This is a genomic window from Duganella sp. Leaf61, assembly GCF_001421905.1.
GTDB classification, from domain to species: domain Bacteria; phylum Pseudomonadota; class Gammaproteobacteria; order Burkholderiales; family Burkholderiaceae_D; genus Rugamonas; species Rugamonas zoogloeoides.
On record NZ_LMLM01000001.1, the window covers coordinates 573,212 to 599,990 of the forward strand.

Below are 26,779 nucleotides of genomic sequence, written 5' to 3' on the forward strand. Positions count from 1 at the left end.
CAGTAGAAACCATGAATTTAATCGTGCTCACTTGAAAGCGTAGTTAGCGGATGCAAAGAAGCGGCGGCCACGCGGGTCGGTGTAGGTTGGATCGTAGCCCGACAGGAAGTAATACGCCTGGTTGGAGAACGGTGGCGAGCGGTCGAACATGTTCTGTATGCCGGCGCGCAACTTGAAGTTCTTGTTGATCTGCCAGGCGCTGGTCAGGTCCCACAGCGAGTACGAGGTGACCTTGTTGGGGGCCACCACCGAGCCGTCATCGGTATTGATGGCCGAGTTCTGGTCGTGGTAGCCGCTCGAGAACGTGTTCGACAGCGTGGCCGACAGCGGGCCATTGTCCCAGTCCACCGAAATGGTATGGCGCCAGCGCTGCACCACGCCGTCGGTGACGAAGCGACCGAGGTTGCTCACGAACGGATCGCCCTTGGCGTTCTGGATCTTGGAATCGAGCACATAGGTGCCGGACAGGCGGCCGCCGAAACGACCGGCAAAGGTCTTGACGCCACTGTAGTCGAGTACCAGGTCCAGGCCCGAGGCGATCTGGGCGCCACGGTTTTCCTTGCGCAGTTCGATGTAATCGATCTCGTTGTCCTCGTCGCGGATCACCAGGTTGCCGTACTTGGCCGGGTTGTTGAGAATGATGTCGTCGCCGATTTCGCTGATCAGGTCGGTACGCTTGATGCGCCAGTAGTCGAGCGTCATCGATGCGTTGCGCGACGGCTGGATCACCATGCCGATCGAGGCCTGCTTGCTCTTTTCAGGTTTCAGGTTGGCGTTGGAGTAGCGGCGCGTATCCCAGTTGAACGCGCATTCGGCGTAATCGTTGTTGACCGTGGCGCAATACACCGGATCGGGCAAGGTGGCGGTGGCGCTGTACACGGTTGGACGATACAGTTCGTTCATCGACGGCGCGCGGAAGCCACGGCCGGCCGACGCGCGGAACAACATGGTCTTGGTCGGCGTATAAGTCAGGCCCACCTTGGGGCTGGCTGCGCCGCCCACTACCTGGTAGTGGTCGTAACGGGCGGACACTTGCGCTTCCCACTGCTTGCTAAATGGCAGCAACAGCTCGCCGAAGATGGCCTTGACCTTGCGGCTGTTGGCCGTTGCCCCGCCGCCTTCCGGCGCGAAGTCGTCGTTGATGTTGTCGCTCATCAACAGTTCGGACGGCGTAAACGTGTTGCGTTCGCGGCGCCATTCGCCGCCGATGGCCAGGCCGGCGTCGCCGCCGGCCAGGGTGCCCACCGAGTGCGAAACCTTGAAGTCGATCGAATCCATGGTGCCCTTGGCGCGGCGCACTTCGTCGTTGACCTGGATGCTGTCGAGCAGGGCCACGCCGGCCGCGCTGGAGGGGCCGAACGGGTTGATCAGGCCGTCGATAATGCCCTGGCGCACTTCGTTGTACAGCACGTAACCGTGGGTATCGCGGTCCTTGATGGTGTTGACGCTGTGGTTGAGACCCACGTCGTAGTCCCAGCCGTTGGCACTGCCGGTCAGGCCCACCACGTAGCGCTGGCTTTCGCTGGTCAGTTCGCTGGTACGGCGGCCGGCCTCGTTCAGGCGCACGCGCAGTTCCACTTCGCCGGGCACGTCGTCGTCGGCGCTCGCTTCGGGCGAAAGCATGTTGTAGCCGGCCAGCGCCGGGATCACGCTGTAGTCCACGTAAGCACGCACGCGTGCCGACGACCCCACGTACGAGGTGCGCGAGCGGCTCAGCGCCACCTCGGCGTACAGCTGGGTGCTCGGGGTGATCTGGAACACGCCGCGCGTGAGCGAGTTGAGCTTGTTCGATTTCGGGAACAGCTCGGTGTCGCCCATGTAATCATAGGTGCACGCCTCGGAGCCGCCGGTACCCCCCGGCAGGTACAGATTGGCCGGTGGCGAGCAGTTGGGCACCGACGGGTTGATGGTGGTCTTGGTGATGGGCTGGCCATTGATGGTGAAGCCCTGCTCGTTCAGATAGTCGCGCTGGGCGCCGGTCAGGCGAATATTGGCCGGCGACGTAAAGCCCGACAGCAGGTGCGGCAGGCGCTCGGGCACGCGCAGGTCGCCGATGAACTTGCGCTGCGACGTCGATAGCGCGCTGGTGGCCTGGATGTCGGCCACGGTGAAGATATTGAAACCGTTTTTATCGAGGTCGCCAAAGCCGGCCGTGATGGTGGCGGTGCGCTTGCCGGCGCCGCCTTCCTGGGTCTTGTTGCCGTAGGTGCTCAACTCGATGCCCTTGAAGTCCTTGCGGGTGATGAAGTTGATCACGCCGCCGATGGCGTCGGTGCCGTACAGGGCCGAGGCGCCGTCGAGCAGCACTTCCACGCGCTGGATGGCCGACGCCGGAATATTGTTAAGATCGACGCCGGTGTCGTCACCAGGCGAGGCGAAATTGGCCATGCGGCGGCCGTTGAGCAGCACCAGCGTGGACGAGGTACCGATGCCGCGCAGGTTGGCGCTGTTGAAGCCGCGCTGGTCGCCGCCGACGTTGATGCTGGCGCCGTCGGTGAGGCCGCCCACGTTGGACGACAGCCGGGCCAGGATTTCGGACGCGGTGGTGACGCCTACTTTTTCAATGTCGGCGCGGCTGATCACCTGCACCGGCAGCGCGGTTTCCGATTCGATACGCTTGATGGCCGAGCCCGTGATTTCCACGCGCGGCACCGGCTTGACGACCGCCGTGTCGGCCTCGGCGGCGGTGACCGGGGTGCCTGGTGCTTCCTGTGCCAGCGCCTGCTGACCTGCCAGTCCCATCAATCCGACCATTCCCAATCCCAGGGTGCGGCGCACCGCGTGAGCCATCGTCGAAATTCGCATGCCGTGCAGGTCAGCCATAATTTTCTCTTCTTAGGTGGTAATGTGATAAACAAATACATCTGTTAAAACTGACTGTACGCACAAGTAGCCAAAAACTCAAGAATGTGCCGCCCGATACACGCACTATGATTTACTTTGTGAAAATAGTGCTACATACTCAAGCGATTTCAGGCGCTTCGCGCCGTTTTTGCCTTTCTTCAGCCCACTTTTATCACCTGCCGCCCGCCACCATGCAAGCACAAAAACACCCTCTTTCCGGCCTGCACAGCGCCAATACCTTCGAACTGACCAGTTTTCATTTCGGTACGCCCGGCGCCGGCAAAAAAGTCTATATCCAGGCCTCGCTGCACGCGGACGAAGTACCCGGCATGCTGGTGGCGCAATTTTTGCGCAAGCAGTTGACCGCGCTGGAACAGGCGGGCCGCATTACCGGCGAGATCATCCTGGTACCGGCCGCCAACCCGATCGGCCTGGCGCAGGCGATCCAGGGCGCCGCCTTCGGCCGCTTCGATCTGACCACCGGCATCAACTTCAACCGCAATTACAAGCACGTGTTCGACGATGTGAAGGTATCGCTCGATGGCCAGCTGGGCCAGGACGCCCAGCAGAACGTGCGCCTGATCCGCGAGCACGCGCGCGCCTCGATCGCCACCTGGCAACCGAAGACCGACGCCGAAACCCTGAAAAAAGTGCTGATGACGCTGGCGGTGGACGCCGACATCGTGCTCGACCTGCACTGCGATAACGAAGCCGTGATGCACCTGTACGCAGGCACGCCGCTGGCCGACGCGGTGGCGCCACTGTCCGCCCTGCTGGGTGCGCACGCGCTGCTGCTGGCACTGGAAGCGGGCGGCGAACCGTTCGACGAAGCGTGCAGCCGCCTGTGGTGGGACCTCGACAACCACTTCAAGGGCAGCGTGCCGATCCCGCCCGCCTGCGTGGCGGTGACGGTGGAACTGCGCGGCGAGGCCGAAGTGAGCTACGACCTGGCCGAACGCGACGCCAACGCCCTGCTGCGCTACCTTGCCCTCAATGGCGTGCTGACCGACGACGATGCGGCGGCCGATCTGCCGGCCCCGCTGTGCGCGGCCACGCCGCTGGAAGGCGTGGAACCGCTGTACGCGCCGCACCACGGCGTGCTGGTCTATACGCGCGACCTGGGCGCCCAGCTGCAGCCGGGCGACGCCATCGCCGACCTGATCGACCCGGTGAGCGGCATCACCACCGTGCTGCGCGCCAGCGTGGCAGGCGTGTTCTTCGCCCGCAGCGCCCACCGCCACGTGCTGCGCGGCATGAACGTGGGCAAGGTGGCCGGCGCCACCGCCTTCCGTGCCGGCGACCTGCTGAGCCAATAAGCCCACCTCTACCGACAATAAAAAATGGCCATCAAAAAATTCAAGCTGCCGCACACGTTTGTCCTGCTGTTCATCATCCTGGCGCTGATCGCCGCCGCCACCTGGCTGGTCCCGGGCGGCAAGTACGACACCCACCTGGTCAACGGCAAGCAGTTGATCGTGCCCGACAGCTTCCACTACGTGCCGAGCGCGCCGCAAGGCGTGGTCGCCCTGCTCAAGGCGCCGATCAAGGGTTTTGTGGAGGCGGCGCAGATCATCGCTTTTGTCCTGATCGTCGGCGGCGCTTTTGCAGTCTTGCACAAGACCGAGGCGGTCGATTCGATGATCAAGGCGCTGGCCGCCGCACACAAGAATTCGCGCTTCATCCAGAAGGCGCTGATCCCCGTGTTTGTCACACTGTTCTCGATCGGCGGCGCCACCTTCGGCATGAACGAGGAGGCCATACCGTTTATCCTGATTTTCGTGCCGCTCGCGCTCGCCTTGGGCTATGACACGATTACCGGCGTGTCGATCCCGTTCCTCGGTTCGCAGGTCGGCTTTTCCGCGGCGTTTTTGAATCCGTTCAACGTCGGCATCGCCCAGGGCATTGCCGGCGTGCCGGTGTTTTCAGGCTGGGGCTACCGCCTGATCGCCTGGACGATTGCCACGGCCATTACCGTGGCGTTCCTGATGTGGTACGCGGCACGCGTGAAAAAGAATCCGCAACTGAGCCCCACCTACGCGCTCGACCTGGAAAAGCGCAAGGAACAGCCCGAGGGCCTGGGCGAGTTTACCGGCATGACCGCGCGCCATAAACTGGTGCTGTGGATGTTTGCCGGTTCGCTGGCGATCATGGTGGTGGGCGTGGTCCACTACGGCTGGTACATCGACGAGATTGCCGCCCTGTTCCTGACCATGGGCGTGGTGATCGGCCTGGTGGGCCGGCTCGACTCGGGCCAGATCGTCGATGGCTTCATCCAGGGCGCGCGCGACCTGGTGGGCACGGCGCTGGTGATCGCACTGGCGCGCGGCACCATGATCCTGGCGCGCGACGCCCAGATCATCGACACCATGCTGCACGCATTGACGCCGCTGGTGCAGTCGTCGTCGCCGATCTTCACCGCCTGGAAAATGTTCGGCATCCAGACCGTGATCAATTTCTTCATCCACTCCGGCACCGGCCAGGCCGCGCTGACCATGCCGATCATGGCGCCGCTGGCCGACCTGGTAGGCGTCACCCGCCAGACCGCCATCCTGGCCTTCCAATTCGGCGAACTGACCACGCCGATGATCCCGACGTCCGGCATCACGGTGGGCGTACTGGCGCTGGCGCGGGTGCCGTGGATCACCTGGGCCAAGTGGATGATTCCGCTGCAACTGATCTATGCGGTGATGGCGCTGGCGCTGCTGGTGCCGCCGGTGCTGATGCATTGGCAGTGACGAGCAAACCTATGCGGCACGGTTAATTTTAAGGCCACAACAACAACGTTGACCGATTTTTGTACGGCTGGCGGTTTATAATCCGTCAGTTCTGACTTACGTGCCCACTACTCTTCCTTATCATGACTGATCAATTCTCCAAAAAAAGCGAAGCCTGGTCGGCCCGCTTTAACGAACCTGTTTCCGACCTGGTCAAGCGCTACACCGCTTCGGTCTTCTTCGACAACCGCCTGGCCAAGGCCGATATCCAGGGCTCGCTCGCCCATGCCGAGATGCTGGCCACCCAGGGCATCATCAGCGCCGCAGACCGCGCCGAGATCGAGCGCGGAATGGCGCAGATCCTGTCCGAGATCGAAGCCGGCAAGTTCGAATGGCTGCTGGACCTCGAAGACGTACACCTGAATATCGAAAAACGCCTGACCGAGCTGGTGGGCGACGCCGGCAAGCGCCTGCACACGGGCCGTTCGCGTAACGACCAGGTCGCCACCGACATCCGTCTGTACGTGCGCTCGGCCATCGACGACGTGGTCGGTCTGCTGAACGCCCTGCGCGGCGCGCTGACCGATCTGGCCGAGAAAAACGCCGACACCATCATGCCGGGCTTTACCCACATGCAGGTGGCGCAGCCGATCACGTTCGGCCACCACATGCTGGCGTACGTGGAAATGTTCGGCCGCGATGTCGAGCGCATGCAGGATTGCCGCAAGCGCGTCAATCGCCTGCCGCTGGGCGCCGCCGCGCTGGCCGGCACCACGTTCCCGATCGACCGCCTGCGCGTGGCCGCCACGCTGGGCTTCGACGATGTGTGCCACAACTCGCTCGACGCCGTGTCCGACCGCGATTTCGCGATCGAGTTCACCGCTGCCGCGGCGCTGGTCATGATGCACGTGTCGCGCATGTCGGAAGAGCTGATTATCTGGATGAGCCCGCGCGTCGGCTTCATCGACATTGCCGACCGCTTCTGCACCGGCTCGTCGATCATGCCGCAAAAGAAAAACCCCGACGTTCCGGAACTGGCGCGTGGCAAAACCGGCCGCGTCTATGGTCACCTGACCGGCCTGCTCACCCTGATGAAAGGCCAGCCACTGGCCTACAACAAGGACAACCAGGAAGACAAGGAACCGCTGTTCGACACCGTCGATACGCTGGTCGATACGCTGCGCATCTTTGCCGACATGGCCGGCGGCATCACCGTCAAGCCCGACAATATGCGCGCCGCCGCGCTGCAAGGCTATGCCACCGCCACCGACCTGGCCGACTACCTGGTCAAGAAGGGCCTGCCGTTCCGCGATGCCCACGAAGCCGTGGCCCACGCCGTGCGCGCCTGCGACGATTTAAAAGTCGACCTGTCGGAAATGTCGCTCGAGCAGCTGCGCGCCTACTCGCCGCTGATCGGCGACGACGTGTTTGCCGTGCTCACGCTCGAAGGTTCCGTCGCCGCGCGCGACCACGTGGGCGGCACCGCGCCGAACCAGGTACGCAAGGCGATCGCCCGCGTGCGCTCGCAATTGTCGTAAACTTTCAATGCATCTTGAACCGGGCCAGCGTGGAAAACGCCGGCCCGGTCTGGTCTTGTTCGAGCAGCACCGTCAACTCGGTATTGGTGCAGATCATGTTCACCAGGTTGATGCGGTCCCAGGCCAGCTGCTTGAGGATGGCCTGGTAAGTGCCCGGTTCGCGCCCTGCGCCGGGAGCCAGGTGCAGCGTCACCGCATTGAGGTCGTCGAGCCGCGCCAGCAATTGCTCGCCGTCGAAGGCCTGCTCCACCAGCGGCGCCAGCGTGCGGCTGCAAATCACCATCACTTCATTGACCCCGCGCGTGACCGTCACGAACGCGCCCGGCAGCGGCTCGGTCGCAGCCAGCAGCTTGCGATGGCATTCGTGGATGCGGTCGCTGTGGCGAAACGTGTACTCGGTCAGCTCGGTGCGCGTGGTGAGCTCGCCAGTTTTTTGCACCAGCACGATGTTGCCGCCCGGCGGCTCGGGCAGGCGCTCGGCCAGGCGCCGCAAGGCCGTCACCACGGCGGCCTGACCCACCGGCTTCCATAAATCGTTTTCGAGCTGCGGCTGCAACTGCCGCGCCAGCTCCGACAGGTTGATCAGCCCCCGCTTCAGCCCTTCCGTCAGAAAGGCCGATTCCCGCACGATACGTTCAACTTTAGTGGCAATCGACAACATGAACTATCTCCACACTGTGTAGATGGCCGGCGGACCATTATCGTCTCGTTCGGCTTCTGGCAGTGTAATTCGGACGAGTAACAATCTAAACGATTTTCACTGATTAATTTTGCAGAGTGTTGCATCGCGGCCCACTCAAAATTGCAGAGTTCGCCTTTAGGTACAGGCGCTACGCCATGGCTTATTTGAGCCATTTTTTCTTTGACGACCCATTTTCGATGTTTTTTGACTTGCCAATGGCAAGCGGAATAGTGTCGCCGTTCCGGTCGGCATCACGTCGCCGTGCAACCATTGGGAGAAGAGATGAACCTACGTAAGACCCTGCTAGCCGCCGCCATCGCCGCCATGCCGCTGATGGTCACGACGCCTGTTTCAGCTGCCGAGCCAGCTGTCGCCGTCACGCCACAGGACAAAACGTTGCTGGCCAAACTGGCCGAACGCGACGCCCGGCTCGGCCTCGGCGCCGACAGCAATTTCCGCATCGCCAACCAGCACCCAGGCGCCGATGGCCAGAAAATCACCCGCGTGCAACACACCTACAAGGGCTTGCGCGTGTTCGGCTCGGAGGAAGTCGTGGTGACCGATGGCGGCGGCAACATCGTCAGCCTGTCGGTGGCCGACAAGCGCGCGGGCCTGGACGCCAGCGTGGCCCAGGCCAGCAGCCCCGACCGTGCGGTCGCCCTGGCCGGCCCGCAAGCCACGCCGCTCGACAACATCAAGCCCGCCTTCAATGCCGACGCCGCGATTGCCCGCGTGGCCAAACAAGTCGCGCCTACCGGCGAACACCGCTGGCCACCGACGGCCGAGCTGCTGATCTACCCGGTGATGGCCACCGTGCGTATGGCCGAGGCCGCCGACAAGGCCGAAGACGAACTCAACGCACTCGACCTGCAAGACATGGTGCAACGCTACGCGCTGGCCTATTACGTGCAAACGCGCATGATCGTCGATCGCAAGCCGGTGTACCACGACACCATCATCGACGCCAAAACCGGCGAAGTGATCGCCCAGTGGCAGGCGCTGCAAACCGTGATTGGCACCGGCAACAGCCAGTACAACGGCGCCGTACCGATCAGCACCAGCCAGAACGGCAGCGGCTTCCAGATGCTCGACGCCACGCGCGGCACCGGCGGCAAATTCGGCGGCATGGCAATCACCAACGCCAACCACAGTTCGCAGCAAAACCCCAGCCCCGGCAACGTCTATACCAACAGCACCAACACCTGGGGCGACGGCAAGCAGTATATTCCCGGCGGCAGCACCACCAACGCCAACGGCCAGACCGCCGCCGTCAACGCGCTCTGGGGCCTGATGAACACCTACGACACCAACAAGAATGTGCTCGGCTGGAAGTCGCTCGACGGCAACAATACCGCCACCTATATCGCGGTGCACGTCGATAATGCCTACGACAACGCCTTTTACGATTCGGGCTGCAAATGCATGTTCATCGGCGACGGCGGCCAGTATTTTTATAACCTCGGTTCGATCGACGTGATCGGCCATGAAATGTCGCACGGCATTACCGATGCCACGTCCAACCTGGTGTATGCGGGCGAATCTGGCGGCCTCAACGAATCGCACTCGGACATCGGCGGCGACATGGTGGAAGCGTATGCGCGCGCTGGCGGCACCGGCACCGCGATTCCCGCCAGCGGCAACGACTGGATGACCGGCAAGGAAATCGCCCGCGACGGCCAGCCGCTGCGCTGGCTGTACAAGCCCAGCAAGGATGGCCGCAGCCCGGACGCCTGGAGCAGCAACCTGAAAAACATCGACGTCCATTACTCCAGCGGACCCAACAACCGCATGTTCTACTTCCTGTCGCAAGGCTCCAAGGCCGACTCCGGCAGCGACTACTACAGCCAGTACCTGAACAAAAGCCCGGCCGCGATGACCGGCATCGGCAACGACAAGGCTTACCGGATCTGGTTCAAGGCGCTCACAACGAAATTTACCTCCGGCACCAACTACGCCGACGCCCGCGCCAAGGTGTTGCTGGCGGCGCAGGAACTGTACGGCGCCACGTCCAAGGAAGCGATTGCCGTGCAGCGTGCCTACGCGGCCATCAACGTCGGTGCTGACGTGGACGAGGGCGGCAACAGCGGTGGTGTCAGCATCACGACGCAACCGGCCAGCGTGGCAGTGACGGTGGGCGCCACTGCGTCGTTCAGCGTGGCCGCGAGCGGCGGCACGCCGCCATACACCTACACCTGGTACCGCAATGGTGCGCTGATCGCGGGCGCCACCGGCGCCACCTACTCGCTCACGGCCACCCAGGCCGACAACGGCGCCGTATTCAAGGCGCAGGTGCGCGACGCGTCGTCGCCGGCCAAGACCGCCACGTCGGGCGAAGCCACGCTGACGGTGGTCACCGCTGGCAGCGGCGGCGAGCGGATCACCAACGGCGGCTTCGAATCGGGCACCACCGGCTGGACCGGCAACACCGACGCCATCGGCAGCTTCAGCGGCCAACAGCCGTACGAGGGCCAGCGCTACGCCTGGCTGGGCGGCAACGGCAAACGCAACACCGAGACGCTGACCCAGAGTGTGACGATCCCGTCGTCGGCCGCCAGCGCCAAGCTGAGTTTTGCGCTGCACATTGATACCGATGAAATCGGCCGGGCCAGGTATGACCGGCTGGTGGTGGCAGTCAAGAGCAGCTCGGGCGCGGTGCTCGGTACGCTGGCCACGTACTCGAACGCCGATGCCGCCGACGGCTACCAGGTGCGCACCTTCGACCTCTCTGCGTACAAGGGGCAGACGGTGACCCTGTCGTTCGTCTCGACCGAGGATAGCTGGAAGCAGACGTCGTTCGTGATCGATAAGGTCAGTTTGATTGCCCAGTGATCAAGTACCGGCGGGATGGTGGTTGCGCCCTCCCGCCTTTGATCTGCCACAGTACCGCCTCCCCTCCTCCGTTCTAGCGTGGACTGTCCGCTCAGGCGGCCTCAGCGCCATCATCCGGTGCGCGCTGGAATCGGAATCAGGATTCAGGAGGACAAGATGAATCTGCACATTTCCCTGCTATCGGTCTCCACCCTGGCAGCCGCCGTCATGGCCGCCACCACAACCATGGCCCAGCCGCTGTCGCCAAAAATGATGCGCGGACCGGTGGCGCCGCCCTCGTCGCAGGAAAGCGCCAGCCTGCTGGCGCGCCTGGCCGCGTTCGACCAGGCCCGTGAAACGACGCGCACGCTGACCGCGCCCCGGTACAGCTTCCGCCTGGCCGCCCACCACCCCGGCGCGGAAGGCCAGAAGATCTCGCGCGTGCAGCACACCTACGAGGGCCTGCGCGTGTTCGGCTCCGAAGCAGTGGTGGTGACCGATTCCACTGGCGCCATCGTCAGCGCCTCGGTCACCGACCGCCGTCCCGGGGCGCACAGCCTGGCCGCCGGCACTGCGGCAGCATCGGCGCCGGCGCCCGCCGACCTGAAACCGAAACTCTCGCCGCAGCAGGCGATCACCGTGGCGATCCGCTCGGTGCGCGACGGCATGCCAAAAATCGAGCATCGCTGGCAACCGGTCGCCGAACTGCTGCTCTACCCCGTGGTGACCAGCACGCGCACGGCGGCCGCCGCCAACAAGCAGGAGGCCCAGCTCAATGCGCTCGATGTGCAGGAAGTGGTGCAGCGCTACGCGCTCGCTTACTACGTCAAAACACGCATGGTCAGGGACAGGCAGCCGGTCTATCACGACACCATCGTCGATGCCAGGACCGGAGAGATTATCGCCCAGTGGCAGGCGCTGCAAACGGCCGGCGACGCCGGTGGTGGCACCGGCACCGGAACCGGGACCGGGACCGGCAACAGCCAGTACAACGGCGTGGTGGCGCTGTCCACGTCGCCCAGCGGCAGCCAGTTCCGCATGCTCGACGCCACGCGCGGCAAGGGCGGGCGCTTCGGCGGCATGGCGATTACCAACGCCGACCACAGCTCGATGTACAACCCCGATCCCGGCGACGTCTATGTCAACGCCACCAACACCTGGGGCGACGGCAAGCAGTACAACGGCGGCAGCACCAGCGACGCCAACGGCCAGACCGCCGCCGTCAACGCCTTCTGGGGCCTGATGAACACCTACGACACCAACCGCAACGTCCTTGGCTGGCAGTCACTGGACGGCAACAACACCGCCACCCACATCGCCGTCCACGTCGATCGCGACTACGACAACGCCTTCTACGACGACCGCTGCAAGTGCATGTTCATCGGCGACGGCGGTTCGTATTTTTATAATCTTGGATCGATCGACGTGATCGGCCACGAGATGTCGCACGGCGTCACCGCCGCCACGGCGGACCTGGTGTACTCGGGCGAATCGGGTGGCCTCAATGAATCGCACTCGGACATCGGCGGCGAGATGGTGGAAGCGTACGCGCGCGCCGGCGGCACCGGCGCCGTGATACCGGCCAAGGGCAACGACTGGATGGTGGGCCAGGAGATCAGCCGCGACAAGAAGCCGCTGCGCTACATGGTCAAGCCCAGCCTGGACGGGCGCAGCGCGGACGCCTGGAGCACGTCGCTCAAGCAGCTCGACGTGCACTATTCGAGCGGGCCGAATAACCGCATGTTCTACTTCCTGGCGCAGGGCTCGAACGCTGATCCGGCCAGCGACGCCCACAGCAAGTACCTGGTGAAGTCGCCGCAGGCGATGACCGGCATCGGCAACGACAAGGCGTACCGCATCTGGTTCCGGGCCCTGAGCACCAAGTTCACCTCGAGCACCAACTACGCGGTGGCACGCGCCAAGGTGCTCGAGGCGGCGCAGGAACTGTACGGCGCCGGCTCGAAGGAAGCCGTGGCCGTGCAGCGCGCCTACGCCGCCATCAACGTCGGCGAGGACATCGACGAGGCCAAGTAAAGCCGGACGATCAACGCACCGTGACAAACACCGGATTCGAATAGAACCACAGGCTGCGGTAGTTGCGGTCGTTGATGTCGTTGAAGCGCTGGGTGGCGTCGGCGGTGCTGGTGCGCTGGTCGGCCAGCGGTTCGCCGCCCTGCGTGAGGCCCGCCACATCGGTGCCCAGGTTGGTGCCGCGCAGGCGGAAGTACTGGCTCTTCGTGGCGGTGGTTTCGTAGGTGATGGTGTTGTAGCCATCGGCGTCCGTCTTCCAGTCGGCACTGGTAAAGCGCTTGACCACGCGGGTGCTGGCGTTGGTGGCCACCGCGTAGGCGGCGGTGCCTTGCGCAGCCTTGGCGCCCACGTCGCCGACGATCAGGTCCACGTGGTCCACCACCGGCTTGACGCTGGCTGAAGCGCCGCTGTCCACCGGCTTTTCATAGTTGTTCTTCGTCGGGCTCTTGAAGCGGATGGTGACCACCACGTTTTCACCATTGGCCACTTTCAGCTCGCCGCCCATTTCCTTGCGATCACTGGTACTGGCCAGGTTGAAGTCGAGCGCGTTCACCAGGTCGCCGTACACCGAGAACATTTTCCCCGAACGCAGGCCTTGCAGCAGGTCTTTTGCGGTCGGCGCGCCGGTGGCGCTGTTGAACACGTAGTTCTTGGCATACTCGCCCGGGAAGTAGCCGCTGCTGTTGTTGCCGACGATTTTGAAGTGGGTGTCGGAATCGGTCAGGTTCCAGACGCGACGGCCCTCGCCCAGCAGCGCATCCCACACGCCACCGAGTTTGGCCACCACGTAGTCGGCGCCGCCATAGGCGCGCAGCGGCGCATTCTCTGGCGTGTAGGCGGCGGTGTAGCCGCCACGGTCCGGCTCCATCTGGTTGCCGACCATGCCTTCGATGGCAAACATGATGTCGGGCGCGGTGTCGTTGAAACGGCGGAAGTCTTCCACCGTGTAGCTGCCCTTGTTGCGCGATGGGTGGTTGATCACCGCGTAGCTGGTGTTGGGGTAATTGTCCTTGAGCCAGGAGATCGCCTTCAAGGCATCGTCGGCGGTCTTGTTGTAGCGGGTGTCGCCGTATTTGGCCTTCCACGCCGTGACGTCGGCCGCGTCGAACATGGCGGGGTCGCGGGTGGTAAACAGGTATTCGAATTCGCGCACGCCTTTGGTGCTCACGGCCAGCGGAGCGCCGGCCGACTTGTCGGCGCCCTCGAAAATGCCGATGCCGATGTGGTCGTGGGTAGGCATGTCCCACTCGAAGCCCGAGAAAATCAGCTTGTCGGCATAGGTGCCGGCCGATTGCAGTGCGGCCAGGCGCGGCTGCTCGTAGCGCTCCACGCCGGTGGCCATCGGGATCGGCGCGGCCAGCAGCGCGCCCTTGTCGTCGCGGGTGGAGACGCGCAGGTGGTTGGTCACTGCCATCCAGTCCAGGCCATAGCTGGTGAAGGCCTTGCCGAGGATTTTGTCGAGGGTCTGGCTCACGTCGGCGTCGGCCGACTGCGTGGTGTGGGTGTGCAGGTCGCCGGCGATCCAGCGGCCCTGGGCGATCGGCGGCACGTTGTTCTGGATGGTGTCATCGTCGCCGCCGCCGCACGCAGCAAAGGTGATGGCAATGGCGATCGCGGTCGGGATGAGCATATAACGGGGAGACAAGCGGGGGCGGTGCAACATAATATCATCCTGAAAGTAGGTTCATGGTGCCGGCACGATAACAGCGCCCTGTTACGGCTTGATGACAGCTGCTATCATCGCGGACCATTATCCAATTTGTGCAGGGACAGCTATGACCATAGGCGGCAAGACCATCGACGAGGCGCTGGCCTCTTTATCGGACATGACGGCGGGCGCAGTCCCGATCGCCAAAGACGAGCACCTGGAACGCGTGGCGCGCGCCCAGGCCTTCATGCGCGCACAGGGCGTGGCGGCGATCTACATCAACGCCGGCGCCAATCTCACCTACTTCACCGGCACCAAGTGGCACGCCAGCGAACGCATGGTGGGCGCCATCCTGCCCGCCAGCGGCGCCATCGAATACATCGCTCCAGCCTTCGAGGAAAGCACGCTGAAGGACTTCATGCTGGTGGACGGCCCGGTCAACTGCTGGGAAGAGCACGAAAGCCCGTACCAGCTGTTCATCGACACGCTGGCGCGCATGGGGATTGCGCCCGATACTGTCGCCTCGCCGCGCATCGGCATCTGCGAGAGCGCCGCCTTCTTCATCTACGACGGCATCCGTCCGCTGGCTGCGGGCTATGCACTGGAAAACGCCAGCCTGGTAACGGCCCACTGCCGCACCCGCAAGTCCGCCAACGAGATCGCGCTGATGCAGCGCGCCAAGGACATGACGATGGCCGTGCACGTGGCGGCCGCCTCGATCCTGCACGAGGGGATCACCACCACCGAGGTGGAACAGTTCATCGACCGCGCGCACCGCAAGGTGGGCGCTTCCGGCTCATACTTCGTGATCGTGCTGTTCGGCGAGGCCACCGCGTACCCGCACGGCGTGAGCTATGTGCAGACCTTGAAGCCCGGCGACACGGTGCTGATCGACACCGGCTGCAAACTGCACAACTACATCTCCGACATCACCCGCACTTATGTGTACGGCGAGATCAGCGAACGTCAGCGGTCGGTGTGGAACAGCGAGAAGAAGGCGCAACTGGCGGCGTTTGCGGCCGCGCAGCTGGGCGTGCCGTGCGAAGCGGTGGACCAGGCGGCCCGCCGTGCGCTGGAAGAAGATGGTTTCGGTCCCGGCTACAAGCTGCCAGGCCTGCCGCACCGCACCGGCCACGGCATCGGCCTCGATATCCACGAGTGGCCGTACCTGGTCGGCGGCAACAAGACGCTGCTGGACGTGGGCATGTGTTTTTCGAACGAACCGATGATCTGCATCCCCGGCGAATTCGGCGTGCGCCACGAGGACCATTTCTACATGACGGAACATGGCCCGAAGTGGTTTACCGAACCGGCGTACAGCATCGACGATCCGTTCGGCCTGAAGGTTTAAGCCTTTAAGTCTTTTACTGCGCGGTAGAAGCGCAGCGGCACGGTGGCGGTAAAGGTGCTGCCCACCGTGCGGCCCACCACGATCGGGCTATAGATATGGCGCATCGGCGACGCGCTGCGGTGGGTGAACACCTGGCCCTGCGCCGACTCGCCGGTAGGCACATAGCCGAACATGGCGATTCGCGCCAAAAAGGCCGTGCTGTCGGCTACCAGCACGGTACCGCGCACGGGCAGGTGTTCGATGGCGGCCGCACCGATATAGCCGGCCACGCCCAGCATGGCAATGCGCAGTATCCCCACGAAATCGAACCCGCGCGGCAGCAGCCCCACCGCCAGCAGGCAAGCGATGGCTACGCCAAAAGTCACCCAGGTACGCGGGTTCTCCATCGGATTGAGGACGAATTGAGTCTTGGTGAAAAGTGCCATGGCGCCGCCTGCTGAGAGAAAGCGCTATTGTGCAGGGTGGGCGGGGAAAAGGAAAGCGCCGCCCGCAACGCCGGGCGGCGTTGTTTTATGACCGCTTCATCACCAGGGTCAGGATGTCATAACTGGCCACCAGCTCGTCATGCTGGTTGGTGACCTGCACGTCCCAGGCCACCACGCCCTGCCCCACGCCCTTGTCGTCAGTGCGGTTGCGGTCCACCTTGCGTTTGCAGGTAAGGCGGGCGCGAATGGTGTCGCCGATGGCGACCGGCGCCACGAAGCGCAGGTTGTCCAGGCCGTAGTTGGCCAGCACGGGGCCGGGCGCCGGTGAGACGAACAGGCCGGCGGCGGCCGACAGCACGAAGTAGCCGTGGGCGATGCGCTTGCCAAACTGGGTGTCCCTGGCGGCGATGTCGTCGAAGTGCATGTAAAAATAGTCGCCCGAGACGCCGCCGAAGTTGACGATGTCCGCTTCGCTGACGGTGCGCCGGTGCGTGAGCAGCGAGTCGCCGATGTGCAGTTCCTCGAAGTGCTTGCGGAACGGGTGTACTTCGCTCTCCTGCACCCGGGCACCGCGCACGTATTCTCCGGTGACCGCCGCCAGCATGGTGGGCGAACCCTGCACCGCCGCCCGTTGCAGGAAATGGCGCACCGCGCGGATGCCGCCCAGTTCTTCGCCGCCGCCGGCGCGACCAGGCCCGCCGTGCTTCAACTGCGGCAGCGGCGAGCCGTGGCCGGTGGAGTCCACCGCCGCTTCGCGCTCGAGAATCAGCACGCGGCCATGCGAGGCGGCGGCCATCGGCACGGCGTAGGCGGCGATCGCCGGCTCCTTCGTCACCAGCGTCGATACCAGCGAACCCTTGCCGCGCGCGGCCAGCGCCAGCGCCTGGTCGATGCCGTGGTAGCTGATGATGGTGCTCACCGGCCCGAACGCCTCCACGTCGTGCACGGCGTCGTTGGTCATGCCGTCGCGGCACAGCAGCAAGGTGGGCGCAAAAAACGCGCCATCGGCCACGCCGTCGCCGACCGGTTTAAAGCCATCGCGCGCGCCGAACAGCACCTCGTTACCGTGCGCGAGCAGCGCCAGGCGCTCGCCCACGTCGCGCTGCTGGTCTTTCGAGGCCAGCGCGCCCATGCGCACGCCTTCCACGGCAGGATCGCCCACGCTGACCTTGGCCAGGCGCTCGCGCAAGCGCGCGCCCACCGCATCGACCAACGCCTCGGGCACGATAATGCGACGGATGGCCGTGCACTTCTGCCCCGCCTTGCCGGTCATCTCGCGCGCCACTTCCTTGACGAACAGGTCGAACTCGGGGTCGTCAGGCGTGATGTCGGGCGCCAGGATGGCGCAGTTGAGGGAATCCGCTTCGGCGGTAAACGGCACCGAGTGGGCAACCAGGTTGCGATTCACGCGCAACCTGGCGGCCGTATCGGCCGAGCCGGTGAAGGTGACGGCGTCGAATCCTTCCAGGCGGTCGAGCAGGTCGCCGGTGCTGCCGATCACCAGTTGCAGTGCCCCCTCAGGCAGCAAGCCCGATTCGTGCATCATGCGTACCACGGCTTCGGTCAGGTAGCTCGTGGCGGTGGCCGGCTTGCCGATGCATGGCATGGCGGCCAGGAAGCTCGGCGCGAATTTTTCCAGCAAACCCCAGATCGGGAAATTGAAGGCATTGATATGCACCGCCACGCCGCCGCGCGGCACCAGGATGTGGGTGCCGGCAAAGCCGCCGTTTTTACCGAGTGCCATGGCCGGCCCCTCGTGCAGCACGTTCGACGACGGCAGCTCGCGCCCGCCCATACTGGCGTACGCGAACAGGGTGCCGGTGCCGCCTTCGATATCGACCCAGCTGTCGGCGCGGGTGGCGCCGGTAAGGTGCGAGATCGCGTACAGCTCTTCCTTGCGCTCCAGCAGATACAGCGCCAGGGCTTTGAGGATGGCGGCGCGCTGCTGGAAGTCCAGTTTCATCAAGCTCGGCACGCCAGTCTTGCGCGCGTAATGGACCGCTTCACCGAAGTCGATGGCATCGGCATGGGTGTGGTAAATCAGGCCGCCAGTCAGGGCGTTGTGCAGCGGCGTGGCCGCCTCGCGGCCGATCCAGCGGCCGCCGATCAGGCTTTGCAGTGTTGGTATCATGGTCAGTTCTCCTTGTTTATGGTCCCCTTATGCCGAGGCGTTCTTGTGCAGGTGGAGCGGCAAAGCGCTATCCCACTGGACGCGCGGGCGGTCAGGCTCGATGTCGGTGAGTGCGTCCACCTCGCGCATGGTATTCATCGAGCGCACCGCCAGTTCGTGATAGTGGCCGGTACCAGTAGTTTTCCAGGCGACTTCGTCGTCGCGCAGCGGCCGCACCACCTTGGCCGGCGTGCCGACCACCAGGCTGCGTTCCGGTACTTCCATGCCGGCGCGGACAAAGCTCATGGCCGCGACGATGGACTCGGCGCCGATCACGGCGTTATCCATCACCACGCTGTTCATGCCGACCAGCGCATTGTGGCCGATGCGGCAGCCGTGCAGCACGGCGCCGTGGCCGATGTGGCCATCGACGCCCACCACCGTATCGGCGCCGGGAAAGCCGTGCATCACGCAGGTGTCCTGCAGGTTGGCGCCTTCCTCCAAAATCAGGCGGCCGAAGTCGCCGCGCAGTGCGGCCAGCGGCCCGATGTAGCAGCGCGGGCCGACAATGACGTCGCCGATCAGCACCGCGCTCGGATGGACGTAGGCGGTGGGGTGCACCACTGGTGTGACGCCGTTGATTTCATAGACCTTGACCATGACTATGCCACCCGCTCGATGACAACCGCGATGCCCTGCCCCACGCCGATGCACATGGTGCACAGCGCATAGCGGCCACCGGTGCGCTCCAGTTGCGTAAGGGCGGCCAATACCAGCCGCGCGCCCGAGGCGCCCAGCGGATGGCCGATGGCGATCGCGCCGCCGTTGGGGTTGACGTGGGGCGCATCGTCGGCCAGGCCCAGGTCGCGCGTGACGGCCAGACCCTGGGCGGCAAACGCCTCGTTCAATTCGATCACGTCCATCTGGTCGATGGTCAGGCCCACCAGCGCCAGCACCTTGCGCGACGCCGGTGACGGGCCGAAGCCCATGATGCGCGGCGCCAGGCCGGCGGTAGCCATGCCCAAGACGCGGGCGCGCTTGCGCAGGCCGTATTGCTCGGCGGCGGTGTGCGAGGCGAGCAGGATGGCGCAGGCGCCGTCGTTGACGCCCGAGGCATTTCCGGCGGTAACGGTACCGTCCGCGCGCACCACGCCTTTGAGTTTTGCCAGCGTCTCGATGGTGGTGTCCGGGCGCGGGTGCTCGTCGGTGTCGAAGATTTGGGGGGCGCCCTTCTTTTGCGGCAGCGTCACCGGCACGATCTCGTCGCGGAACACGCCAGCCGCGTGGGCGGCGGCCCAGCGCTGCTGGCTGCGCAGCGCGAACGCGTCCTGGTCGGCGCGGCTGATGTGGAACTGCGCGGCCACGTTTTCCGCCGTCTCGGGCATGCTGTCGATGCCGTACTGCTCCTTCATGCGCGGATTGACGAAGCGCCAGCCCAGCGTGGTGTCCTCGATCTTGGCGCTGCGCGAGAACGCGCTGTCGGCCTTGCCCATCACGAACGGCGCGCGCGTCATGCTCTCCACGCCGCCGGCGATGACCAGGTGTGCCTCACCCGCGCGAATGGCGCGCGCTGCGCTGCCCACGGCGTCCAGGCTGGAGCCGCACAGGCGGTTGATGGTGCTGGCCGGGACCTCGACCGGCAGGCCGGCCAGCAGCGCTGCCATGCGGCCAACATTGCGATTGTCCTCGCCGGCCTGGTTGGCGCAGCCGTAATACACGTCATCGACCCTGGCCCAGTCCACCCTGGAATTGCGGGCGATGAGGGCGGCAATGGGCAGCGCGGCCAGGTCGTCGGTGCGCAAGTTGGCCAGGGCGCCGCCGTAGCGGCCGAACGGGGTGCGGATGGCGTCGCAGATGTATGCGGAATTCTCGGTCATTGCATGTCCTTTATGACTTGGGGCGCTGGTCGATCACGCGGCGGGCCTTGCCGGTGAGCGTGCGTTCGATGCCGTTGGGGGCCACCAGCCTTACCCGGGTGGAGACGCCCACGTTGGTCTTGATGCGGATTTCCAGCTCATTTGCCAACTGCTGGGCCAGTGCTTCGTTGTCGCCGGTGAGCATGTTGCCCGCCTCCGGACGCAGCTCGGCCAGCACCTCCAGTTGGTCGAGGTGGCCGTCGCGCTTGATGATCAGCTGGTACTGGGGCGCCAGCAACGGCATCTTGAGGATCAGTTCCTCGATCTGCGACGGGAACACGTTTACGCCCCGGATAATCAGCATGTCGTCCGAGCGGCCGGTGATCTTGCCGATGCGGCGCATCGCGCGTGAAGTAGGTGGCAGCAGCCGCGTGAGGTCGCGCGTGCGATAGCGGATGATCGGCAGCGCCTCCTTGGTCAGCGAGGTGAATACCAGCTCGCCTTCATCGCCGTCTGGCAGCACTTCGCCGGTGTCGGGGTCGATGATCTCCGGGTAAAAATGGTCTTCCCAGATCACCGGGCCGTCCTTGCTCTCGATGCATTCGCTGGCCACGCCGGGGCCCATCACTTCGGACAAGCCGTAGATGTCCACCGCGTCGATGCCGGCGCGCTGCTCGATTTCGCGGCGCATGGCGTCGGTCCACGGCTCGGCGCCGAAGATGCCGACTTTGAGCGAACTGGCGGCGGGGTCGAGCCCTTGCCGCTGGTATTCCTCGATGATGTTGAGCATGTACGACGGCGTCACCATGATGATGGACGGCTTGAAGTCTTCGATCAGCTGCACCTGGCGCTCGGTCTGGCCGCCGGACATCGGCACCACCGTGCAGCCAAGCCGCTCGGCGCCGTAGTGCGCACCGAGGCCGCCGGTGAACAGTCCGTAGCCGTAAGAGATATGCACCATGTCGCCGCGCCGCCCGCCCGCCGCGCGGATCGAGCGCGCCACCACGCTGGCCCAGGTGTCGATATCATTCTGGGTGTAGCCCACCACGGTAGGCTTGCCGGTGGTGCCGCTCGAAGCATGCACCCGCACGACCTGCTCGCGCGGCACGGCAAACATGCCGAACGGGTAGTTTTCGCGCAGCTCCTTCTTGCCGGTGAACGGGAATTTTGCAAGGTCGGCCAGCGATTTCAAATCGGCAGGATGGACGCCGGCCGCGTCGAACGCCTTGCGGTAGTGCGGCACGTTGTCGTACGCGTGCTGCAGCGTCCACTGCATGCGTTGCAGTTGCAGCGCTTGCAGTTCGTCGCGGCTGGCGCGTTCGATCGGCTCCAGGTCCGACGGTTCGGGTGTGCGTTGTACCATGTCTGCTCCTGTTTTTTATTCGGTTGCCAGTACGTGGCCGCCCACGCGCAGCGATTTGCCGCGAAACAGGGCAACCGTGCGCCCTTCCTGGTTGACTACCGTGACGTCATAGACGCCACTTTTGCCGGCCAGCGCCTGTTCGCGCGCAGTGGCAGTAAGCACGTCGCCCTGCCGCCCCGGCGCCAGGTAATCGATGGTGCACGCTGCGCCCACCGTGTTGAGGTTGTAGCTGTTGCAGGCAAAAGCGAACGCGCTGTCGGCCAGGGTAAAAATAAAGCCGCCGTGGCAGCTGCCGTGGCCATTGAGCATGTCGGCACGGATCGTCATCGACATGGTGGCGCAGCCGGCGCCAACACCATCGAGCATGATGCCCAGCCCCTGCGAGGCGGGATCGCGCGCATACATGGCGGCAGCGACTTTTTCGGCCAGGGCCTGCGGAGTGAGGTCGGTCAGTGTCTCATGCATGGATGGTCGCTCCTGCCGCGTGTTTGCGCCGCAGCAGCGGCGACACACGATATCGGTCTTCGCCATAGCTGGCGGCCAGGTTGTTCAATACGGCGACCACGTGGCCCACGCCGATGGCATCGGCCCAGGCCAGCGGCCCGCGTGGATAATTGACGCCCTTCTGCATGGCGACATCGGCGCCATCGGCACTGCACACGCCCTGGTTGACGGCATCGGCCGCCTCGTTGGCCAGCATGGCGACGGTGCGCATGACGGCCATGCCCGGTACGTCGTCGAGCCGGGTAACGGTGAAGCCGGCCGCTTGCAGCAGGCCCACCACCGCCTGGTACGCCTGCGGTGCGCACTGGTCGGCGCAGGCGATGGCGATGCGGGTGGCGCTGGCATAGTCGAACGCCAGGTCCACGAGAACCGTGTCCGGATGCTGGTTGTCGGCGGCGCGCTGCGTGGCGCTGCGGCCATCGGTCAGATAGACGGCGGCGCCGTTGCAGTGGAAGGCTGGCGCATCGTCCACGGTCTTTTCCACCTTGCGGTGGGCCACCTCGATACCGGCGGTGCGCAGGCGCTGCGCCAGCGCGTCGGTCACAGCCCCGCCGTGCGGATGCGTGGCGGCGGCCAGGGCACCGGCATCCCGGGTGTAGCTCACAAAAGCGGGCACCGGTTGCGGCGCTTCCTGCTGTGCCGGCTCGTTGACGGCGCCATCGCCGTAGCGGTAGCAGCCACGCCCCGCCTTGCGGCCCAGGAAGCCGGCGTTGACCAGTTCCTGCTGCAAGACCGACGGCGTGAAGCGCGGATCGTTGAAGTACGCCTCGAACACCGACTGCGTGACAGCGAAATTGACGTCGTGACCGATCAGGTCCATCAGCTCGAAAGGCCCCATGCGGAAGCCACCGGCCTCGCGCAGCACGGCATCGATGGTAGCCACGTCGGCAGCACCTTCGGCCAGCAGGCGCCAGCCTTCGGCATAGTACGGGCGCGCCACCCGGTTGACGATGAAGCCGGGCGTGGAGCGCGCGTGGACCGGGTGCTTGCCCCAGGCGGCGGCGGTATCGTGCACGGTCTGCGCGACAAAGCTGTCGGTCGCCAGGCCACTGATCACTTCCACCAGCGCCATCAGCGGCACCGGATTGAAGAAGTGCATGCCCACCAGCCGGGCAGGGGCGTGCAGTTGGGCGCCGATGGCGGTGACCGAGATCGACGAGGTGTTGGTGGCCAGGATGCAGCCGTCGTCCAGCAGGCTTTCCAGCTGGGCGAACAGGGTGCGCTTGGCGTCGAGGTTCTCGACGATGGCTTCCACCACCAGGCCCGGTTTGGCGGCGGCGATGTCGTCGAGCGTGAGCGCCGGTTGCAACCGGGCCAGCGACGCGGCAGCGTCCACGGGGCTCATGCGCTGCCTGGCCACCAGCTTATTCAGGGCCAGCGCGATATCGGACATGGCCTTGGCCACCGGTTCGGGACGGCTGTCGTACAGCTTGACGGTGTAGCCGGCGATCGCCGCCACCTGGGCAATGCCGGCGCCCATGGCGCCGCTGCCGATGACGGCCACCACCCGGTCTTGAGACAGTGCGGTCATGTCATTTCCCCGTAAATTGCGGTGCGCGCTTTTCCATGAAGGCTGCCACGCCCTCGCGGTAATCGCTGGTGCGTCCCAGTTCGCTCATCATGGCGCATTCGAGCGTGAGCTGCTGCTGCAAGGTGTTGTGGGCACTGGCGTGGATGGCCTGCTTGGTGAATGCCAGTCCCTGGGTGGGCGCGCTGACAAAATGGCGCGCCAGCTTGTCGGTCTCGGCGGCCAGGTCGGCATCGGGCACGGCTTTCCAGATCAGGCCCCACTGCTCGGCTTTTTCGGCGGTGAGCTTTTCGCCCAGCATGGCCAGGCCCATGGCGCGCGCCGTGCCGACCAGGCGCGGCAAAAAGTACGTGCCGCCGGTGTCGGGGATCAGGCCCAGTTTGCAGAACACTTCCACGAACGAGGCGGAACTGGCAGCGAGCACGATATCGCAGGCCAGCGCCAGGTTGGCGCCGGCGCCGGCAGCCACGCCGTTGACGGCGCAGATCACCGGCATGGGCAAGGCGCGCAGCGCCAGCACCAGCGGCGCATAGTTCTTCTCGACCGAGTCGCCCAGGTCCACCTGCCGCGTGCCCGGCGCATTCGATACGGCGCGGTCGGACAGGTCCTGGCCGGCACAGAAACCGCGCCCGGCGCCGGTGAGCACCAGCACCCGCACGCTCCTGTCGGCGCCGACCTTGCGCAATGCGTCGCGCACTTCCTCGTGCATGGCCTGGGTGAAGCTGTTGAGCTTATCGGGGCGGTTCAGGGTAAGCGTGGCAACGCCGGCGTCGATCCCGAACAGGATGTTTTGATAATTTTTGGCGTTCATGGTGTCTCCTGGTTATTCGGCCTGGTCGAAGTCGAGCACCACCTTGCCGGTGATGGGGAAGCTCTGGCAGCTGAGCACAAAGCCGCGCGCCACCTCGTAGTCTTCCAGCGCGTAGTTGATGTCCATGTCCACCTGGCCTTCAACCAGTTTGCAGCGGCACGTGGAACAGACGCCGCCCTTGCACGAGTAGCGCATGTCGATGCCGGCGCGCAGGCCGGCGTCGAGCAGCGACTCCTGGTCCTGCGCCATGGTGAAGCTGGTGGCGCTGCCGTCCATGATCACCGTGACTTCCGTGTGCTGGTGTGCGCTGTCCGGTGTGGCCGCGTGAGTGCGGGCTTTTCTCGGGCCGTTGGCGCCCGTGGCAGCAAACAGTTCGACCTTGATCGCGTCCTTCGGCATGCCTGCTGCCTGCAATGCAGCGGACACGCCCAGCATCATGTCTTGCGGCCCGCAGATAAAGGCGACATCGATATCGTCCACGCGGGCCCAGTAGCGCAGGAATTCGGTGCACTTGTCCTGCGTGATGCGGCCGTTGAACAGGTCGATGTCCTGCTGTTCGCGGCTCATCACATAGGCGATGCGCAGGCGGTCCAGGTAGACATCCTTGAGATCGGCCAGTTCTTCGCGGAAGATCACCGACGAGCTGGCGCGGTTGCCATAGAAGAGCGTAAAGCGGCTGTGCGGCTCGAATGCCAGCGTGGTCTTGATGATCGACAGGATGGGCGTGATGCCGCTGCCGGCGGCAAAGGCCAGGTAGTGCTTGCGGCTGGCGGCGTCGAGCGGCACGTTGAAGTGGCCGGAAGGCGGCATCACGTCGAGCACGGCGCCCGGCTGCAAATGGTCAACGGCCCAGGCGGAGAATACGCCGCCGGGCGTGCGCTTGATGGCTACGCGCAGCGCGTCGTCCTGCACGGCCGAGCAGATCGAGTACGACCGGCGCACGTCTTCACCGTCGATCTGCGCGCGCAGGGTCAGGTGCTGGCCCTGCTGGTAGGCGTAGCTGGCGCGCAGCTCCGGGGGCACGGCAAAGGTGACAGCGATGGTGTCGCGCGTTTCGTGGCGCACCTGGGACACGGTCAGTGGATGGAATTGGCTCATGGTGGTTGACCTAGTGACACTTGAAGTAATCGAACGGTTCGCGGCAGTCCAGGCATTTATAGAGCGCCTTGCAGGGCGTGGAGCCAAACTGGCTGGTGACTTCGGTGTGGGTGGAGCCGCAGTGGGGACAGGCTATCGCCGGTTTGGGGACAGCGTGCATCCCCCGGCGCGAGACTGCTGACGCGGCGGATACAGACGTAACAACGGCTGCGGCGCCCGCGCGCAGGCGGCTGATGTCGATCACCTGCGCCTGTTCGGCCGGGGGCGCAATGCCGTAAGCGCGCAGCTTTTGCTTGCCGCTGTCCGTCATCCAGTCGGTGGTCCAGGCAGGCGTGAGCTGGGTGTGCAGCACCACTTGCTGCACACCTTTTACACGCAGCGCTTCAGTGATGGCGTTGGCGATTACCTGCATGGCGGGACAACCACTGTAGGTGGGCGTGATCGTGATGTGGCAGGCGCCATCGTCGGCCACGCGCACGCCGCGCACGATGCCCAGGTCGGTGATACTGATAACAGGGATTTCTGGGTCGGGGATTTCGGCGAGCCAGCCGTTCACCTGCTCCTCGTCGAAGCCTTCATCCTCAGATCCGTCATCCTCGCGCATGCGGCGGTCCGCCGGCGCGGGATCCATAGCCCGCTTGATGGGACGCTCAGTAAGGATCCCAGAGTTCGCGAGGATGACGGCTTCAGGTACGCTCATATCGCCTCCTCACCACTGCGCATTCGGATACGCGCGCTGCAAAAACTGCATCTCGGCCAGGATATAGCCCAGGTGCTCGGTGTGGCGCCCCTGCTTGCCGCCGCTCTGCATCCAGGCGTCCTTGGGTGGCATTGCCAGCGTGGCTTCGGCGAAAATCTCCGCCACGTGCGCCAGCCCTTGCGTGCGCAACTCGTCCGCCGGTGGGGCGATGCCGGCATCGACCATGGCGTGATCGACCGCGTCATACGTGAATGCTTCGCCGCTGTACATCCACAGCGCGTCGGCGGCGGCCTGGGTTTTGGCGTGGCTGATGGCGGTGCCGTCACCCATGCGTACTACCAAGTCGCCGCTGCGGCGCAGGTGGTACGTGACTTCCTTCAGCGATTTTTCGGCGATGGCGGCAATGCGCGCGTCATTGCTGTGCGCGAGGCCGGCAATCAGGAAGTAATGCCAGGTGTCGAAATAAAACTGCCGCATCATGGTGTCGGCGTAGTTGCCGTTCGGTTGCTCGAGCAGCAGGCAGTTCTTGAAATCGTGGGCGTCGCGGTGGTAGGCCAGGCGGTCTTCGTCGCGCCCCGCGCCTTCCAGTTCGGCCGCGTACTCGTACCACAGGCGGGTTTGGCCCAGCAGGTCGAGCGCCACGTTGGACAGCGCCATGTCTTCTTCCAGCGCCGGGCCCTTGCCGCACAGGCGGCACAGCTGCTGGCTCAGGATCAGGGCGTTATCGCCCAGGCGCAGCAGGTAGTTTACTTTCGGGTCCATCGCCGC

20 protein-coding genes are annotated in these 26,779 nt (G+C 64.7%); 6 read left to right on the forward strand and 14 right to left on the reverse strand.

All coding sequences use genetic code 11. The annotated features are described in order from the left end of the window. Positions 1-27: 27 nt before the first annotated feature. Positions 28-2,823 carry a TonB-dependent receptor gene (locus ASF04_RS02495; RefSeq protein ID WP_229204887.1) on the reverse strand — a complete coding sequence of 932 codons (2,796 nt, stop codon included), beginning with the start codon at positions 2,821-2,823 and terminating at the stop codon, positions 28-30. 212 nt (positions 2,824-3,035) lie between these two features. On the opposite strand from ASF04_RS02495, the gene ASF04_RS02500 reads away from it, so the two are divergent. The 3 genes from ASF04_RS02500 to argH all read left to right on the forward strand — a co-directional run bounded on the left by ASF04_RS02500 (position 3,036) and on the right by argH (position 7,096). Continuing rightward, positions 3,036-4,160, forward strand: coding sequence for a succinylglutamate desuccinylase/aspartoacylase family protein (locus ASF04_RS02500; RefSeq protein WP_056137830.1), 1,125 nt, complete (start codon positions 3,036-3,038; stop codon positions 4,158-4,160). A gap of 24 nt (positions 4,161-4,184) precedes the next feature. After that, on the forward strand, positions 4,185-5,579 hold the full coding sequence (locus ASF04_RS02505; RefSeq protein ID WP_056137832.1) for a YfcC family protein: 1,395 nt from the start codon (positions 4,185-4,187) through the stop codon (positions 5,577-5,579). A gap of 122 nt (positions 5,580-5,701) precedes the next feature. Continuing rightward, complete coding sequence (gene argH / locus ASF04_RS02510) at positions 5,702-7,096, forward strand: argininosuccinate lyase (protein WP_056137834.1); 1,395 nt, start codon at positions 5,702-5,704, stop codon at positions 7,094-7,096. Positions 7,097-7,100: 4 nt separating this feature from the next. Here the strand turns inward: argH and ASF04_RS02515 are convergent, their stop codons facing one another. Further along, on the reverse strand, positions 7,101-7,757 hold the full coding sequence (locus tag ASF04_RS02515; protein WP_056137837.1) for a hypothetical protein: 657 nt from the start codon (positions 7,755-7,757) through the stop codon (positions 7,101-7,103). Between the two features lie 303 nt (positions 7,758-8,060). Here ASF04_RS02515 and ASF04_RS02520 point away from each other — a divergent pair, with 303 nt between their 5' ends. Together ASF04_RS02520 and ASF04_RS02525 are read left to right on the forward strand one after the other, a co-directional pair. After that, on the forward strand, positions 8,061-10,607 hold the full coding sequence (locus tag ASF04_RS02520) for a M4 family metallopeptidase (protein ID WP_056137839.1): 2,547 nt from the start codon (positions 8,061-8,063) through the stop codon (positions 10,605-10,607). Between the two features lie 156 nt (positions 10,608-10,763). Further along, positions 10,764-12,620, forward strand: a complete 1,857-nt coding sequence (locus ASF04_RS02525) for a M4 family metallopeptidase (protein WP_056137841.1) — start codon at positions 10,764-10,766, stop codon at positions 12,618-12,620. A 10-nt stretch (positions 12,621-12,630) separates the two neighbouring features. Here the strand turns inward: ASF04_RS02525 and ASF04_RS02530 are convergent, their stop codons facing one another. Then, positions 12,631-14,280: a hypothetical protein gene (locus tag ASF04_RS02530; RefSeq protein WP_056137843.1), complete on the reverse strand. Its 1,650-nt coding sequence runs from the start codon at positions 14,278-14,280 to the stop codon at positions 12,631-12,633. Between the two features lie 112 nt (positions 14,281-14,392). On the opposite strand from ASF04_RS02530, the gene ASF04_RS02535 reads away from it, so the two are divergent. Continuing rightward, positions 14,393-15,616, forward strand: a complete 1,224-nt coding sequence (locus ASF04_RS02535) for a Xaa-Pro peptidase family protein (protein WP_056137845.1) — start codon at positions 14,393-14,395, stop codon at positions 15,614-15,616. Here the strand turns inward: ASF04_RS02535 and ASF04_RS02540 are convergent. The 11 genes from ASF04_RS02540 to paaC form a co-directional block, all read right to left on the reverse strand. After that, positions 15,613-16,041 (reverse strand): hypothetical protein, encoded by a 429-nt coding sequence (locus ASF04_RS02540; RefSeq protein ID WP_056137846.1) that lies wholly within the window; start codon positions 16,039-16,041, stop codon positions 15,613-15,615. The two genes, ASF04_RS02535 and ASF04_RS02540, sit on opposite strands and share 4 nt — an antisense overlap. 85 nt (positions 16,042-16,126) lie before the next feature. Then, positions 16,127-18,172: a phenylacetic acid degradation bifunctional protein PaaZ gene (gene paaZ, locus ASF04_RS02545; protein WP_056137849.1), complete on the reverse strand. Its 2,046-nt coding sequence runs from the start codon at positions 18,170-18,172 to the stop codon at positions 16,127-16,129. 27 nt (positions 18,173-18,199) lie between these two features. After that, complete coding sequence (paaY, locus tag ASF04_RS02550; protein WP_056137851.1) at positions 18,200-18,811, reverse strand: phenylacetic acid degradation protein PaaY; 612 nt, start codon at positions 18,809-18,811, stop codon at positions 18,200-18,202. Between the two features lie 2 nt (positions 18,812-18,813). Beyond that, a complete protein-coding gene (gene pcaF / locus ASF04_RS02555; RefSeq protein ID WP_056137853.1) occupies positions 18,814-20,028 on the reverse strand; it encodes a 3-oxoadipyl-CoA thiolase in 1,215 nt (404 codons plus the stop codon). A gap of 10 nt (positions 20,029-20,038) precedes the next feature. Continuing rightward, positions 20,039-21,370, reverse strand: coding sequence for a phenylacetate--CoA ligase PaaK (paaK, locus tag ASF04_RS02560; protein ID WP_056137856.1), 1,332 nt, complete (start codon positions 21,368-21,370; stop codon positions 20,039-20,041). 15 nt (positions 21,371-21,385) lie between these two features. Next, a complete protein-coding gene (paaI, locus tag ASF04_RS02565; protein ID WP_056137858.1) occupies positions 21,386-21,835 on the reverse strand; it encodes a hydroxyphenylacetyl-CoA thioesterase PaaI in 450 nt (149 codons plus the stop codon). Next, a complete protein-coding gene (gene paaH, locus ASF04_RS02570; protein WP_056137860.1) occupies positions 21,828-23,405 on the reverse strand; it encodes a 3-hydroxyacyl-CoA dehydrogenase PaaH in 1,578 nt (525 codons plus the stop codon). Before paaH ends, paaI begins: the two co-directional genes overlap by 8 nt. 1 nt (position 23,406) lies before the next feature. After that, positions 23,407-24,213 carry a 2-(1,2-epoxy-1,2-dihydrophenyl)acetyl-CoA isomerase PaaG gene (gene paaG, locus ASF04_RS02575; RefSeq protein ID WP_056137862.1) on the reverse strand — a complete coding sequence of 269 codons (807 nt, stop codon included), beginning with the start codon at positions 24,211-24,213 and terminating at the stop codon, positions 23,407-23,409. A gap of 12 nt (positions 24,214-24,225) precedes the next feature. After that, positions 24,226-25,311, reverse strand: a complete 1,086-nt coding sequence (gene paaE, locus ASF04_RS02580; protein WP_056137864.1) for a 1,2-phenylacetyl-CoA epoxidase subunit PaaE — start codon at positions 25,309-25,311, stop codon at positions 24,226-24,228. A gap of 10 nt (positions 25,312-25,321) precedes the next feature. Further along, complete coding sequence (gene paaD / locus ASF04_RS02585; protein WP_056138405.1) at positions 25,322-25,915, reverse strand: 1,2-phenylacetyl-CoA epoxidase subunit PaaD; 594 nt, start codon at positions 25,913-25,915, stop codon at positions 25,322-25,324. Between the two features lie 105 nt (positions 25,916-26,020). After that, a complete protein-coding gene (gene paaC / locus ASF04_RS02590) occupies positions 26,021-26,773 on the reverse strand; it encodes a 1,2-phenylacetyl-CoA epoxidase subunit PaaC (protein WP_056137866.1) in 753 nt (250 codons plus the stop codon). Between the last annotated feature and the right edge of the window lie 6 nt (positions 26,774-26,779).